This is a genomic window from Comamonas denitrificans, assembly GCF_017368815.1.
GTDB lineage: Bacteria > Pseudomonadota > Gammaproteobacteria > Burkholderiales > Burkholderiaceae_C > Comamonas > Comamonas denitrificans.
Genome location: NZ_JAFNME010000009.1, coordinates 40,470 through 54,842, shown reverse-complemented (window position 1 = coordinate 54,842; position 14,373 = coordinate 40,470). Strand labels below are relative to the sequence as shown.

At 61.4% G+C, this 14,373-nt stretch carries 14 protein-coding genes; 7 read left to right on the top strand and 7 right to left on the bottom strand.

What is annotated here, in order from left to right:
• Positions 1–81: 81 nt before the first annotated feature.
• From J1777_RS05800 to J1777_RS05790, 3 genes are read left to right on the top strand one after another with little or no spacing between them, the layout of a single operon-like run.
• A complete protein-coding gene (locus J1777_RS05800) occupies positions 82–1,341 on the top strand; it encodes a GGDEF domain-containing protein (RefSeq protein WP_207574871.1) in 1,260 nt (419 codons plus the stop codon).
• A complete protein-coding gene (locus tag J1777_RS05795; RefSeq protein ID WP_207574870.1) occupies positions 1,341–1,898 on the top strand; it encodes a YfiR/HmsC family protein in 558 nt (185 codons plus the stop codon). The genes J1777_RS05800 and J1777_RS05795 overlap by 1 nt, the downstream gene beginning before the upstream one ends.
• Complete coding sequence (locus J1777_RS05790; RefSeq protein WP_207574869.1) at positions 1,895–4,270, top strand: TonB-dependent receptor plug domain-containing protein; 2,376 nt, start codon at positions 1,895–1,897, stop codon at positions 4,268–4,270. Before J1777_RS05795 ends, J1777_RS05790 begins: the two co-directional genes overlap by 4 nt.
• Here the strand turns inward: J1777_RS05790 and J1777_RS05785 are convergent.
• Positions 4,253–6,049, bottom strand: a complete 1,797-nt coding sequence (locus tag J1777_RS05785) for a bifunctional chorismate-binding protein/class IV aminotransferase (protein WP_207574868.1) — start codon at positions 6,047–6,049, stop codon at positions 4,253–4,255. The two genes, J1777_RS05790 and J1777_RS05785, sit on opposite strands and share 18 nt — an antisense overlap.
• A gap of 146 nt (positions 6,050–6,195) precedes the next feature.
• On the opposite strand from J1777_RS05785, the gene J1777_RS05780 reads away from it, so the two are divergent.
• A complete protein-coding gene (locus tag J1777_RS05780) occupies positions 6,196–6,816 on the top strand; it encodes a tRNA-uridine aminocarboxypropyltransferase (protein WP_207574867.1) in 621 nt (206 codons plus the stop codon).
• Between the two features lie 63 nt (positions 6,817–6,879).
• On the opposite strand, the gene rplI is transcribed toward J1777_RS05780, so the two are convergent.
• Genes rplI through rpsF form a run of 4 tightly spaced genes read right to left on the bottom strand, consistent with a single transcriptional unit; the run spans position 6,880 to position 8,335 of the window.
• On the bottom strand, positions 6,880–7,332 hold the full coding sequence (rplI, locus tag J1777_RS05775) for a 50S ribosomal protein L9 (RefSeq protein ID WP_207574866.1): 453 nt from the start codon (positions 7,330–7,332) through the stop codon (positions 6,880–6,882).
• A gap of 12 nt (positions 7,333–7,344) precedes the next feature.
• Positions 7,345–7,626: a 30S ribosomal protein S18 gene (gene rpsR / locus J1777_RS05770; RefSeq protein WP_207574865.1), complete on the bottom strand. Its 282-nt coding sequence runs from the start codon at positions 7,624–7,626 to the stop codon at positions 7,345–7,347.
• A 19-nt stretch (positions 7,627–7,645) separates the two neighbouring features.
• Positions 7,646–7,936 carry a primosomal replication protein N gene (gene priB / locus J1777_RS05765; RefSeq protein WP_207574864.1) on the bottom strand — a complete coding sequence of 97 codons (291 nt, stop codon included), beginning with the start codon at positions 7,934–7,936 and terminating at the stop codon, positions 7,646–7,648.
• 24 nt (positions 7,937–7,960) lie between these two features.
• On the bottom strand, positions 7,961–8,335 hold the full coding sequence (rpsF, locus tag J1777_RS05760) for a 30S ribosomal protein S6 (protein ID WP_207574863.1): 375 nt from the start codon (positions 8,333–8,335) through the stop codon (positions 7,961–7,963).
• A gap of 192 nt (positions 8,336–8,527) precedes the next feature.
• Here rpsF and grpE point away from each other — a divergent pair, with 192 nt between their 5' ends.
• The 3 genes from grpE (at position 8,528) to dnaJ (ending at position 12,406) form a co-directional block, all read left to right on the top strand.
• Positions 8,528–9,088, top strand: a complete 561-nt coding sequence (gene grpE, locus J1777_RS05755) for a nucleotide exchange factor GrpE (protein WP_207574862.1) — start codon at positions 8,528–8,530, stop codon at positions 9,086–9,088.
• 121 nt (positions 9,089–9,209) lie between these two features.
• Positions 9,210–11,159: a molecular chaperone DnaK gene (gene dnaK, locus J1777_RS05750; protein ID WP_207574861.1), complete on the top strand. Its 1,950-nt coding sequence runs from the start codon at positions 9,210–9,212 to the stop codon at positions 11,157–11,159.
• A gap of 110 nt (positions 11,160–11,269) precedes the next feature.
• A complete protein-coding gene (gene dnaJ, locus J1777_RS05745) occupies positions 11,270–12,406 on the top strand; it encodes a molecular chaperone DnaJ (protein WP_207574860.1) in 1,137 nt (378 codons plus the stop codon).
• A gap of 152 nt (positions 12,407–12,558) precedes the next feature.
• Here dnaJ and J1777_RS05740 read toward each other — a convergent pair whose 3' ends face one another.
• Both J1777_RS05740 and J1777_RS05735 read right to left on the bottom strand, forming a co-directional pair.
• The gene (locus tag J1777_RS05740) at positions 12,559–13,833 is read right to left on the bottom strand and encodes a TRAP transporter large permease (protein WP_207574859.1); all 1,275 of its coding nucleotides are present in this window, start codon (positions 13,831–13,833) and stop codon (positions 12,559–12,561) included.
• A gap of 18 nt (positions 13,834–13,851) precedes the next feature.
• Positions 13,852–14,349: a TRAP transporter small permease gene (locus J1777_RS05735; protein WP_207574858.1), complete on the bottom strand. Its 498-nt coding sequence runs from the start codon at positions 14,347–14,349 to the stop codon at positions 13,852–13,854.
• Positions 14,350–14,373 lie beyond the last annotated feature (24 nt).

Here is a 14,373-nt window from a genome sequence, read left to right as displayed (position 1 = left end):
GCGCAGCAGCAGTGAGGGTTTCTGGTTCATCCCTGATTTTTTGTCTTGCCGCTTCGCTATAGTGCAGCATTTAGAAACAACTTGGCGGCATCGTCCCACCTGATGTTCAACCGACTCTCCATCCGCTACAAACTTCTGGTGCTGCTGGGCGTCAGTTTGGGGGTAGGGTTGCTCATCTCCTCGGCCGTGGCGCTGTACACCACCTTTGTTGCCGAGCAACAGGCCTCGCTGCGCACTTTGCGCCAGGTGGCGGCCGTGACCAGCGAAAACATGCGCGCTGCCCTGGCCTTTCGCGATGGCCACAGCGCCCAGAAAATCTTGCACTCCTTGCAGGCCGACCCCCACATTCAGTACGCCGTGGCGCTGGATGAGCGCGGCAGCGTGCTGGCCCAGTACCAGGCGGCCAGCATCTCGGCCGACCGTGCCACGCGCTGGCACAAACTGCTGCTGCAGCCCTCGGCCCTGCAGCAGCACATGGATCGGGAGTTTCACTACGTCATCTACCCCATTGAGTTAGAGGGCAGTCCCGTTGGTCGTTTGGCCGTGCTGTCCGATAACCAGGCCATGTACACCAAGATGCGGCGATACATGGTGCTGCAAATCGGTGTGACCGTGTTGATTTTTGCCGGCCTGCTGCTGCTGTCCTGGCGCTTGCAATTGATTTTCACCCAACCCATTACGCAACTGGTGCAGGGCATGCGCCACATCGGCAGCAGCAAGGACTACAGCACCACGCTGCACACCGACCGTACCGACGAATTTGGCGAGCTTTACCAGGGCTTTAACGCCATGCTGCGCGAGGTGCGCGTGCGCGATGAAAAGCTTAGCCACCTGGCCACCACCGACCCTTTGACGGGCCTGGCCAACCGCCGCTTTGCGCTTGAAACCATGCAGACCTTGGCCGCCCAGTCCGAGCGCAACCAAACCCCGCTGGGCGTGATCTTGCTGGATGTGGACCACTTCAAGCTGGTCAATGACACCTATGGTCACCCGGTGGGCGACTTGATCTTGCAGCAAGTGGCCCACCGGCTGCAGGCCAGCATTCGCACTGACGACATTGCGGCCCGTTTTGGCGGGGAGGAGTTTTTGGTGCTTTGCGCCGATACCGATGTGCCCACGGCGGTGCAAGTGGCCGAGCGCATCCGCACGGTAGTTGCCGAGCAGGTATTTACCACCCCCCAGGGGGCCACCCTGCGCGTTACCGTTAGCCTGGGAGTACAAGCCAGCATCACCACCCCTGAAGCCATGATGCAGTTGGTTGAAGCGGCTGATCAAGCCCTCTATTGCGCCAAGCAAGCGGGGCGTAATCGGGTAGTTGCCCATACCGAGGGGGCCGCCTAGTGCTCGGCCTGGCCACGCTGCGGCGCTGGTGGCACGGCGTGCTGTTGGCAATGTGCCTGTGCAGTGCCAGCCCTGCAGCCTATGCCAACGAAGCGCAGCTGCAGCTGCAAGCCGTCTTTTTGGGGCGTTTTGCCAGTTACGTGCAATGGCTCGAAGGGTCGCAGCGCGAGGTTTTTGAGATGGCTGTCGTCGGCCCCAATCCCTTTGGCCAGCAGCTGCAGGCGCTGTATGCCGACAAGCTTATCCATGGGCGGCCCGTGCGCATTACCCAGGCCGACAGTGTGGCCGCACTGGGCCCACAACCGCCCGATCTGCTGTTTATCGCCCTGCCCACGGTCGCTGAGCGTCAGGCGGCCATCGCCTACGCGCACCGTGCCCACATCTTGACGGTCAGCGATGCCAAAGGCTTTGCCGAGCAAGGTGGCATCATCCAAATGACCCGGGTGGCGCAGAACGTCCAGATCAAAATTAATTACGACGCGGCCCTGGCCTCCGGACTGCGCATTGCTGCCCCGTTGTTGTCGATTGCAACGGTGCTTCGAAAAGATTCGCCATGAAGCTATTTTTGTGCCTCCTGTCGCTGGTTGTACTGGGCCTGCCTAGGGCCCAGGCCGAGCCCGTTGTCGCTGGCCAGACCCTGTACGACCTGCCGCTGGAGGAGCTGGTGCGTGTTCAAGTGCCCCTGCAAGCGGATGTTGGCACGCGCGATGGGGCGCATACCGCCCTGCACGCCATCGTGCCCACCGATGTGTACACCACCGAGCAATTGCTGTCGGTGGGCGAAATGGGCCTGGCCTACGCCCTGGCCGCTTTGGTGCCCGGATTCAACCACCCCCGCCCCTCGATTGCGGATGGCACTGACCATGCCCCGCCGTTTACCCTGCGCTCCCTCAGCCCCGACCAGGTGCTGGTGCTGGTCAATGGCAAGCGGTTGCACCAAAGCTCGCTGCTGCACACCAACAGCACGATTGGCCGGGGCAGCTCCAGCGTGGACTTGAACACCATCCCCCTGCTGGCGGTGGAGCGGGTGGAAGTGCTGCGCGATGGCGCGGCAGCGCAATACGGCTCGGATGCGATTGCCGGCATCATCAACATCGTGCTCAAAGGCTATGGCCAGACCAACCAGGCGCTGCTGGGCTGGGGCCGCACCACCCAGGGCGATGGCATTCAGCGCCAGGCCAGCCTGTTTCACAGCACGGCCTTGGCGAGCGATGGTTTTTTCAATATCACTGCCGAGCTGCGCGACCGGGGCAGCAGCAACCGGGCCCGGCCTGATGCGGATGGGCAGACCCGACTGCACTTTGGCGATGCCGATACCCAAGACGGCCAACTGGCCTGGAACGCCGAGTTGCCGCAGGGCGACACCACACTGTTCAGCCATGGCCATCTGAGCCGCCGCCACAGCAGGGCCGGAGCGTTTTTCCGTAATGCCGACAGCGATAAAAATCTGCCCAGCATCTACCCCCAGGGCTTTTTGCCGCAGATTGCGCCGCGCATTACGGATTTGTCCGCTTCCTTCGGGGTCAAAGGCATTTTGGCCAGCGGCAGCCCTTGGAGCTTGGCCTACACCGCAGGCATGAACGACTACCGGTTTTTTGTACGCAACTCGCTCAACCGCTCTTTGGGCGCTGACTCGCCCACTCGGTTTGACAGTGGCAGCACGGCGTTTGTTCAGCACACCCTCAACGCCGATGTGCAGCACAACTTCGGCCCACACAGCCTGGCGGGGGGCTACGAATACCGCCGTGCCGATTACCGCATCCGTGCGGGCGAGCCCGCCTCGTACACCCTGGGGCCCGATTCACCCTGGTACGCCGGGGCCCAGGGGTTTGGTGGCTTCAGCCCGGACAACGCCACCCACGCCCAGCGCGACAGCCATGCTGTGTACCTGGATGCCAAGTACGCCCTGCACCCTCAGTGGACTGTGTTGGGTGCCCTGCGGGCCGAGCATTACAGCGACTTTGGCCCTACCTTGAATGGCAAACTGGCCGTGCGCTATCAGCCCACGCCCCAATGGCTGCTGCGCGGTGGCTTGAGTACCGGGTTTCGCGCCCCTTCGCTGACCCAGACCGGCTTCACCTCCACCTCGACGGTGCTTGATGGCAGCGCCCTCTTGCAGTACGGCCACTACGGGGTTAGCCACCCGGTGGCCCGCGCTCTGGGGGCCCAGGATTTAAAGCCGGAAAAATCCCAGCACCTCACCTTCGGCACGGTCTGGCAACCCAGCCCGCAGCTGACGGCCAGCATGGATGGCTTTGTCACCGAGATTGACGATCGCATCATGCCCACCAGCTACATTGCCAAATCGAGCCTGGCGCAGCTCAGCCCCCAAGCCCAGGCGATCTTGCAGCAGTACGGGGTGGAGGGTGCCACTTACTTCACCAACGCCGTACGCACTCGCACCCACGGTGTCGATCTGCGCCTGGACTACCAGCACGACCTGGCCCCTGGTCGGCGCTGGCATCTGCGGGCAGCCTACAGCTACGCGGCCACCCGCATTACCGGCGTGAACGCAGCCCCTTCGGTGCTGGGGGTGGATATGACCGATCTGGTGCTGGACCCATACGCGCGCGTCACCCTGGAAGCGGGCCAGCCCAGGCACAGCGCCAAGCTGTGGAGCCGCTACAGCACCGCGCAGTACGACCTGACCTTCAACCTCAATTACTTCGGCAGCTACGCCAGCACCTACGGGAGCGACAAGGTGGGCTTTGCCGCCCAGTGGACGCTGGATGCCCAGCTGAGCTACCGCCTGAGCAAAAACACCACGCTGACCGTGGGCGGCACCAATCTGCTCAATACCCGGCCAAGCCAGTGGGGTCAGACCACCGACCCCATTATTGGCGTTGGCAAACCCATTGCTTATTCCCAGTACGCGCCCTTTGGTTTTAACGGAGCGGCGTACTACCTGCGGCTAGGGGTGCGGTTTTGATAGCTGCGCCGGGATCCAGCCGCGCAGGCTGTTGATAAAAGCCCAGGCCCGCACCTGGGGTGCATCCTCCAGCCGAATCACTGCCTCCACCACCCGCCCTTGCTGCAGCGCCACAGCGCGGCCAATGCCGGGGAGCAGGCCGCAGGCCAGGGGCGGCGTGACCCAGCGGCCATCGGCCAGTTGGGCGGCGATGTTGCCGCGCGTGCATTCGGTGATTTCGCCCGCTTCGTTAAAGAGCACGCTGTCAAAAATGCCGCTGTCGGCGGCCGGGGCCAGCGCCTCGTAATGGGCGCGGCGGGTGGTTTTAAAGCGTACAAATTCGCTGTGCGCTTGCGCCAAAGCTGCGCTGGCCCACTGCAAGGTGATGTGCGCTGGCGCGGGCGGGCAGGCAAAGGCCTGCGCCTCTACCTGCCCATTGGCGTGCAGTTGCAGGCGGCAGCGCCATAGCCCGTGGGGGTGTTGTTGGGCCAGTTGGGCCAGGGCGCTGTGGGCGGCGTGCCCATCCCAGGGATAGGCAAAATGCGCTGCAGCGCTGGCCATGCGCTCCAGGTGCAAGTCCTGGTGGCGCAGCTGGCCGCCATCCAAAGCCAGGGTTTCCAAAATGGCAAATGGCATGCTCACCCTTTCAAAAAATGCCCGTTTGGCGGCCCATTCGCGCCATTCGCTGGCGGCGTGGGCATCGGCGGTGATGCCGCTGCCAATGCCGCAGCGCACGGTGCTGGCACCTTGCACCACCAGCGTGCGAATGGGCACGTTGAAGGTGGCGCGCACGCCACCCGCGCCGTCGCTGCGCACCACGCCTGCAGCGCCGCAATACCAGCCGCGCGCTTCGCTCTCCAGCGCGGCAATGGCGGCCATGCTGCTGCGCTTGGGCGCACCGGTGATGGAGCCGCAGGGAAACAGCGCCTGAAAAATCGTTTTCAACGCGGTGCCCTGGGGCAGTTGGGCCCGCACATCCGAAGTCATTTGCCAGACGCTGGGCAACGCCTGCAGCTCAAACAGCGCAGGCACGCTGACGCTGCCGATTTGCGCGATGCGGCCCAGGTCGTTGCGCAGCAAATCGACAATCATCACGTTCTCGGCCCGCTCTTTGGCGCTGCTGCGCAGGTGCTCGGCCTGGGCCGCGTCGTGTGCCGGGGTGGTGCCCCGGGCGGCGGTGCCTTTCATGGGGCGGGTGAGAATGCTGCCGCTGCCCTGGGCGGGCTGGTGCCAGTCAAAAAATAATTCGGGGGAAACCGACAGCAGCGCCTCCTGCCCCATGTCCAAAAAAATGCTGAAGCCGCCCGGCTGCGCCTGCTGCAGCGCGGCAAACAAGGCGTGGCGGTCGATGGTGTGGGGGCTGGTGCCGTGGTACGTCTGGGTGAGGTTGAGCTGGTAATAGCGCCCCGCCGCAATATCAGCATGAATTTGCGCCAAGGTGGCGGCAAATGCCGTGGATGTCTGTCCGGCATTCCAGTGCAAGGGGGTGGCCCAGGCGGAGGCCTCAGCGCTGGCCGTCTGCGGCACCGGGGCGGCAAACTGGGCAAACCAGGCCAGCGCGGTGTTGGCGGGCTGGGTGGGCAAATCGGCTTCCAAGGCGGCGGCAGCCTCGTAGGCAACGGCCCCCAGGCACCAGGCACCGGCCCGGGCGGCAGCCTCCACCTGGGCCAATACGCTCAGCAACTCGTCGGCGGTATGGGCCACCCATACCTGGGCGGGTGGGCCAAATTGGGCTTGCAAGCGGGCACAGCCGGGGTGTAAGGGCTGGGCCATGTCCAACTGGGCGGTAATCACAGGCATGATGCAAAGGCAGTCAGGGAGAAAGAGGGAAATCGGTCACCCGAGAACCGGGGAAAATAGGGTGCAAGCATAGCGCGAGCCGTGCGCCCTGCTGTAAATACGAATTAAAAGAGGCTTTAACCCTTATATGGCAAGCGCTTACAGCTATGAAAAAACGTTTTAATTGCCCCCGCTGCCTGCGTCCCTGCAGCCATTGCTTTTGTCCCTTGGTGCAGCCGGTGGCTTGTGGTGTTGAGTTGCTGATCTTGCAGCACCCCTTGGAGCATGGTCACGCCAAAAACACCGCCCGGCTGCTGCATTTGTGCCTGCCAGGCAGCCGACTCGAAGTGGGGGAGTGCTTTGCCCCGGCCCAGCTGGCGCAGTGGTTGGCTGCCGCCGATAAGCGCAGCGTTTTGCTGTACCCACCCAGTGCCCCCGATCCGCAATTGCCACTGCACGCGCCCCCGGCCTTGCCTGCGCTGTGGGTGCAGGCCGCTCAGCTGCAGCAGTTGCGTTTGGTCGTGCTTGATGGCACATGGCGCAAAAGCCGCAAGATGCTCTACCTGAACCCGCTGCTGCAAGCCTTGCCGCGTTTGCCGTTGGTGGATTTGCCCGCCTCCCAGTACCGCATTCGCAAAGCGCAGCAGGCGCACCAGCTGTCCAGCTTTGAGGCCAGTGTGGCCGCCTTGGCGCAGCTGCACGCGCTGGGTGGGGCCCAGGCGGATGGTTTGCAGGCGGTGTTTCAAGCCTGGCTGGGGGCGCAATCCAGCAGCGCACCGCCGCGCTGAAGGCTGCGCACAAAAAAGCCGCCTTATATAAGGCGGCTTTTTGGGGCAGCAAGGGTTTGCCGCTTAGGCTTGTTCGCCGGTCACTTCCACGTTCACTTCGACCACCACATCGGTGTGCAAAGCCACGTCCACAGCAGTGGCGGAGACGGTTTTGATCGGGCCGTTGGGCATGCGCACTTGTGCTTTGGCCACAGTGAAGCCAGCTTTGGTCAGTGCTTCAGCGATGTCGGCGTTGGTGACGGAGCCAAACAGGCGGCCATCGACACCGGCTTTTTGCGACAGCTTGACGGTGTGACCGCTCAGCTTTTCGCCTTCGGCCTGGGCGGCTGCCAGCTTTTCAGCGGCTTGCTTTTCCAGTTCAGCGCGTTTGGCGTCGAATTCTGCTTTGGCAGCTTCGGTAGCGCGGCGGGCTTTGCCAGTGGGGATCAGGAAGTTGCGGGCGTAGCCGTCCTTGACCTTGACGATATCGCCCAGGTTACCCAGGTTCAGCACTTTTTCGAGCAGGATGATTTGCATGAGGGCGACTCCTTAGATCTTGTGCTGGTCGGTGTACGGCAGCAGGGCCAGAACACGGGCGCGTTTGATGGCGGTGTTCAGCTGGCGCTGGTAAATGGCGCGGGTACCGGTCAAACGGGCAGGAATGATCTTGCCGTTTTCAGCGATGAAGTCACGCAGGGTGTCCACATCTTTGTAGTCAATTTCTTCGACACCGGCAACGGTGAAACGGCAGAAGCGCTTGCGCTTGAACAGCAGCGACTGGGTGTTGCGCTTGGGGCGCTTGTCTTTGTTGAATTTCTTGAACGTGGCCATTGCTGGACCTCTTTGAAAATTAATTTTGTTGCATATCCTGGATATGAAAAACCACCGTTTTACTGTTGCGCGGCGTGGCTAAAAAGCCTTGAAACCGCCAGCAGCTTTGCGGCGCTTGCCGTGCCAGTTTGTAGGCCAAGTCGCCAAAGGCAACGGCTTTGATGCTGGCGTGTACTTTGCGTGGACTGCCCGCTTCGATTTGCTCAGAAGCGTGCTCTAGTCGGACATCCAAGGCGGCGACACCGGCTGGCGTAAAACGCAAGGGGGCGCAGGCTTGGATTTGGGCGCTCAGTACCAGCTGGTTTTCCACCTCCAGACCAAACGAACCGGGAATTTAAGCTTGCTCAGCAGCGGCGGCGGCTTGGGAAGCTTTGCGGGCTTCTTCGCGCTCAACGGTTTTCATCATGGAAGAAGGGGCGGTGTCGGCCTTTTTCTTCTGCACGATCAGGCTGCGCAGCACAGCGTCGTTGAATTTGAAAGCGTGTTCCAGCTCGGCCATCACGGCCTGGTCGGCTTCGATGTTCAGGCAGATGTAGTGGGCTTTGGCCAGCTTGTTGATCAGGTAAGCCAGTTGGCGGCGGCCCCAATCTTCTTCGCGGTGCACTTTGCCACCACCTTGGGTGATCATGCCCTTGTAGCGCTCCAGCATGGCTGGAACCTGTTCGCTTTGATCCGGGTGGATCAACAAAATGATTTCGTAATGACGCATAACAACTCCCTTTGGGTAAAGCCCCCTGCTGCGCCAAAAAGTAGCAGTGGGGCAAGGCAAAGCCAAAGATTGTAGCGCCGATTGCGTTTATGCGCAGAAGTTATTGAGCTGCTCTTGAAATTGGCGCGTTGGCCCTTAGCTGGGCGGATAAGGTTTTCGCCCTTCTTGTTTTTTGATGTTTTTGTAAATCCCATGACCGATCCTCAAACCACCTCGCCCCTCTTTACTGCCCCGGCCGATGCCAGCCCCGAAGAGCTGGAAGCCGCCATGGCAGGCCATATGGCCGACGAAATGCAGCGCTTGCAGACCGAGCTGGCCGAGCTCAAAGCCAAAAATGCCGATTTGGCCGACCAGTTCTTGCGAGCCAAAGCCGATACGGAAAACATGCGCCGCCGTTCCGAAGAAGAAGTGGCCAAGGCGCGCAAATTTGGCATTGAAAGCTTTGCCGAAAGCCTGCTGCCAGTGTGCGATAGCTTGGATGCTGCTTTGGCCCTGCAAAATGCCACCGCCGAGCAACTGCATGAGGGCAGTGCCGCCACTTTGCGCCAATTGCTGCAGGCACTGGAGCGCAATAAGGTGGTGGTCATCAACCCTGCTGTGGGGGAGAAGTTTGATCCGCACCAACACCAAGCCATCAGCGTGGTGCCAGCCGAACAAGAGGCCAACACCATTGTCACCGTGCTGCAAAAAGGCTATCTGATTTTTGACCGCGTCCTGCGCCCGGCGTTGGTCACGGTGGCCGCCGCCAAGTAAATCAACGGCCCTGGCCAGTCAGGGCCAAGTTCTTATTCTTTTTTCAATGGCTTGAAACTACGGGGTTAAGCCCTAGTTACAGGCCAACTAAACCAACATTCTTTTTTGGGAGCTATTCAAAATGGCAAAAATTATCGGTATCGACCTGGGCACCACCAACAGCTGCGTGGCCATCATGGAAGGCAACACCACCCGCGTGATTGAAAACAGCGAGGGTGCCCGCACCACGCCGTCGATCATCGCTTACCAGGAAGACGGTGAAATTTTGGTCGGTGCTTCGGCCAAGCGCCAAGCCGTGACCAACCCGCGCAACACCATCTTTGCGTCCAAGCGTTTGATTGGCCGCAAGTTTGACGAAAAAGAAGTTCAGAAAGACCTGGACTTGGCCCCCTTCCAAATCATCAAGGCCGACAACGGCGATGCCTGGGTGCAAGTGCGCGACCAAAAGCTGGCACCGCCGCAAATTTCGGCTGAAGTGCTGCGCAAAATGAAGAAAACCGCCGAGGACTTCCTGGGCGAAGAAGTGACCGAGGCCGTGATCACCGTGCCCGCCTACTTCAACGATGCCCAGCGCCAAGCCACCAAGGATGCTGGCCGCATCGCTGGCCTGGAAGTCAAGCGCATCATCAACGAACCCACCGCGGCGGCCCTGGCTTTTGGTCTGGACAAAGCAGGCAAGGGCGACCGCAAGATTGCCGTGTACGACTTGGGCGGCGGCACGTTTGACGTGTCCATCATCGAAATTGCCGATGTGGACGGCGAAAAGCAGTTTGAAGTGCTGGCCACCAACGGCGACACCTTCTTGGGCGGTGAAGACTTTGACCAGCGCATCATCGACTACATCATTGGCGAGTTCAAAAAAGAGCAAGGCGTGGACCTGTCCAAGGACGTGCTGGCCCTGCAGCGCCTGAAGGAAGCCGCTGAAAAAGCCAAGATTGAGCTGTCCAACTCCACCCAGACCGACATCAACCTGCCCTACATCACGGCCGATGCGTCGGGCCCCAAGCACTTGAGCCTGAAGCTCACGCGCGCCAAGCTGGAAAGCCTGGTTGATGACCTGATCGAGCGCACCATTGCGCCCTGCCGCACCGCCATCAAGGATGCGGGCCTGAGCGTGTCCGACATTCAGGACGTGATTTTGGTTGGCGGCATGACCCGCATGCCCAAGGTGCAGGACAAGGTCAAAGAGTTCTTTGGCCGCGAACCACGCAAGGACGTGAACCCCGACGAAGCCGTGGCCGTGGGCGCTGCGGTGCAAGGCCAGGTGCTGGCCGGTGACCGCTCCGACGTGCTGCTGCTGGATGTGACCCCGCTGTCCCTGGGCATTGAAACCCTGGGCGGTGTCATGACCAAGATGATCACCAAGAACACCACCATCCCGACCCGGTTTGCCCAGACCTTCTCCACGGCCGACGACAACCAACCGGCCGTGACCATCAAGGTCTTCCAGGGCGAGCGCGAGATGGCCTCGGGCAACAAGGCCCTGGGCGAGTTCAACCTGGAAGGCATCCCGGCCGCACCGCGTGGTGTGCCGCAGATCGAGGTGGCTTTTGACATCGACGCCAACGGCATCTTGCACGTCAGCGCTAAGGACAAAGGCACGGGCAAAGAAAACAAGATCACCATCAAGGCCAACTCGGGTCTGTCGGAAGAAGAAATCCAGCAAATGGTCAAGGACGCAGAAATCAACGCGGCCGAAGACAAGAAAAAGCTGGAACTGATTCAGGCCCGCAACCAGGGTGAGGCGGCGGTGCACAGCGTGCAAAAGAGCCTGGGTGAGCACGGTGACAAGCTGGAAGCGGCCGAGAAAGAAGCCATTGAAGCTGCTATCAAAGAGCTGCAAGAAACGCTGAAGGGCGAGGACAAAGATGCCATCGAAGCCAAAACCACGGCGCTGATGACGGCCAGCCAAAAGCTGGGCGAAAAAGTCTATGCCCAGGCGCAGGCCGAAGCGGCTGCCGCCGGAGGCGCTGCTGCCGGTGCGGAAGGCGCGGCCCAGCCCCAGCAGCAAGCGGCCGGGGCAAACGATGACGACATCGTGGATGCCGAAGTCAAGGAAGTGAAGAAGTAATCCCCCATGCAGCGGCAGACCTGACCGCTGTCCGCCGCGCTGCCCTTTGCCCCTTTTTCTTTGGGTAAAGGACTTGCGCGGCGTTTGTCTTTTTTATTGGGTGCTTATTAATGTCTAAACGCGATTTTTACGAAATCCTGGGTGTAGCCAAAACCGCCTCGGACGACGAAATTAAAAAGGCCTACCGCAAGCTGGCCATGAAGTACCACCCGGACCGCAACCAGGGGGACAAAGCCAAAGAGGCGGAGGAGAAGTTCAAAGAGGTCAAAGAGGCCTACGAAATGCTCTCCGACAGCCAAAAACGCGCGGCCTACGACCAGTACGGCCACGCGGGCGTGGACCCGAACATGCGCGGTGGCCCAGGCGCGGAAGGGTTTGGCGGCTTTGCCGAAGCTTTTGGCGATATTTTTGGCGATATGTTCGGTGGCCAGCGTGGCGCTGGTGGCCGGGGCGGGCGACAAATGTACCGGGGCAACGACCTGTCGTACGCCATGGAAATCACGCTGGAAGAGGCGGCCAAGGGCAAATCGACCGAAATTCGCATCCCCAGCTGGGACACCTGCGACACCTGCCACGGCAGCGGTGCCAAACCCGGCACCCAGCCCAAAACCTGCGGCACCTGCGGCGGTAATGGCTCGGTGCAGATGCGCCAAGGCTTTTTCAGCGTGCAGCAAACCTGCCCGCACTGCCGGGGCACGGGCAAGATCATCCCCGAGCCCTGCACCAGCTGCCATGGCCAGGGCAAGATCAAGAAGCAGAAAACGCTGGAGGTGAAAATTCCCGCCGGTATCGACAGCGGCATGCGCATTCGCAGCAGCGGCAATGGCGAGCCGGGGGTCAATGGTGGCCCGGCGGGCGATCTGTACATTGAGATTCGCATCAAGCCGCACGATATTTTCGAGCGCGATGGCGACGACCTGCACTGCCAGGTGCCGGTGAGTTTTATCACCGCAGCCTTGGGCGGCGAAATCGAAGTGCCCACGCTGGCCGGCAAAGCCGCCATTGACATCCCCGAAGGCACCCAGGCGGGCAAGCAGTTTCGCCTGCGCGGCAAGGGCATCAAGGGCGTGCGGGCCAGCTACCCCGGTGATTTGTACTGCCACATCGTGGTGGAAACCCCGGTCAAGCTCACCGAGTACCAGCGCAAGCTGATGCGCGAGCTGGAAGAGTCGCTGAAAAAAGGCGGCTCGCGCCACTCGCCCACCGGCGAGAGTTGGACGGACAAGTTGAAGCGCTTTTTCAGCTAAGCAGGCCGGGCACCCGCAATGGGTGCTCAGGGGGCTGGCAGGCGCTCCAGCCTGGCAGCATTTAATATCGATAGCACTTACCGCACGTATTTTGTTGTTTTCAATGATTAATCAATTGAAAATCAAATAAATACAAGCGGGAAGTGCTATTTTTAACGGTACACCACGTCTCGCAGCCACAGGCTGATGTCCGGCACATAGGTAATCACCATCAGGCAAGCCAGCACTACGGCCACAAATGGCAGCAGCGGGCGAATCAGGTGCTCCAGCGACAGCTTGGCAATCGAACCGGCGGCAAACAGGTTTACGCCAAAGGGCGGGGTAATCATGCCCAGGGCCAGGTTGATGACCATGACCACGCCAAAGTGCACCGGATCAACCCCAAAGCCCACCGCAACCGGCAAGAGCAAAGGGGCCAGCACCACGATGGCCGCCGAGGTTTCGATGAACATGCCAATCAAAAACAAGGCGGCGTTCACCCCGAGTAAAAAACTGGTGCGGTTGGTGAAAATTTCAGCCAGCCAGTGGCCCAGGGCATCGGGCACCCCGGCGCGGTTGAGCAAAAAGCCGAACACCCCGGCATTGGCAATGATGAACATGATGGCCGCCGTGGAAATGGCCGAGCGGTGCAGCGTGACCGACAAGCCGCGCACGCTGATGCGCCGGTACACCAGCATGCCCACCACCAGGGCGTACACCACAGCCACGACCGAGGCCTCGGTCGGGGTGAACACGCCGCCGTAAATACCGCCCAAGATAATCACCGGCATCAGCAGCGCCAGCCACGCCCGGCGCAGCGAGGGCCACACCGCCAGGCGCTGCTGCCCGTCTTGCAGGCCATAGCCATGGCGGCGGGCGTAGAACCAGACATAGGCCATCAGCGCAGCGGCAATCAGTATGCCGGGCAGCACCCCGGCGATGAACAGCTCGCCGGTCGAGGTGTCGGTAGAGACGGCGAACAAGATCATGGGAATCGACGGCGGAATGATCACCCCCAGCTCGGCCGCCGTGGCCTGCAGCGAGGCGGCAAACGGGGCCGGGTAACCATGGCGCACCATGGCCGGAATCAAAATCGCCCCCACGGCAAAGGTGGTGGCCACGCTGGAGCCGGCCACGGCGGCAAAAATCATGCAGGTGATCACGCAGGCCATGGCCAGCCCGCCTTGCACGCCGCCGACCAGGCTTTTGGCAAAGTCCACCAGCCGCTCGGAGATGCCACCGGCCTCCATCAGATTACCGGCCAGGATAAAGAACGGGATGGCGGCCAGCGGGAATTTGTCCAGCGCGGCATACATTTGCTGGGCAATCACCAGCCAGGGCAGCCCGGCAATGGCCACGCCCCCCATGGCCGCCAGGCCAATGGAGATGGCAATGGGCACCGTCAGGCCGAAAAACACCAGCATCGAAAGAATCATCACGTGGGACATGGCAGGGCTTCCTTGTGCTTAGCCTTGGGCATCGTTGCGCAGCTCGGTAACCGCCGCCCGGTCGAGCAAGCGGGCCAGCACGGCAATCGCGGCCAGGCTGGCCCCGACGGGGATGGCCAGGTACACCCAGGAGATCGAAATCTCCAGGCTGGGCAGCGTTTGAAAGCGCACGCGCCAGACCATTTGCCCACCCACCCAGGCCAGCATGCCCAAAAAGCCCATGCAAATCACCCCCACCACCCAGGCCAGCACGCGCTGGGCCGGGGCGGCCAGCAGGGTGCGCAAAAAATCCACCCCCAGCATGGCCCCGTGGCGAAACGCCAGCGCCACGCCCAACAGCACGGCCCAGATGAGCAGGGCGCGGGTGGTGATCTCGCTCCAGTCAGCGGGCGACTCCAGCATGAAGCGCGTCACCACTTGCCAAAAGCCCACCAGCACAGCGGCCAGCAAAAACAACTGCGCCAGCAGGGAAACCAATTTAAACAGTGCGGCATCCGCACAGCGCAACCACGTCATTTGTCTGTCCTTTCTACGGCGGCC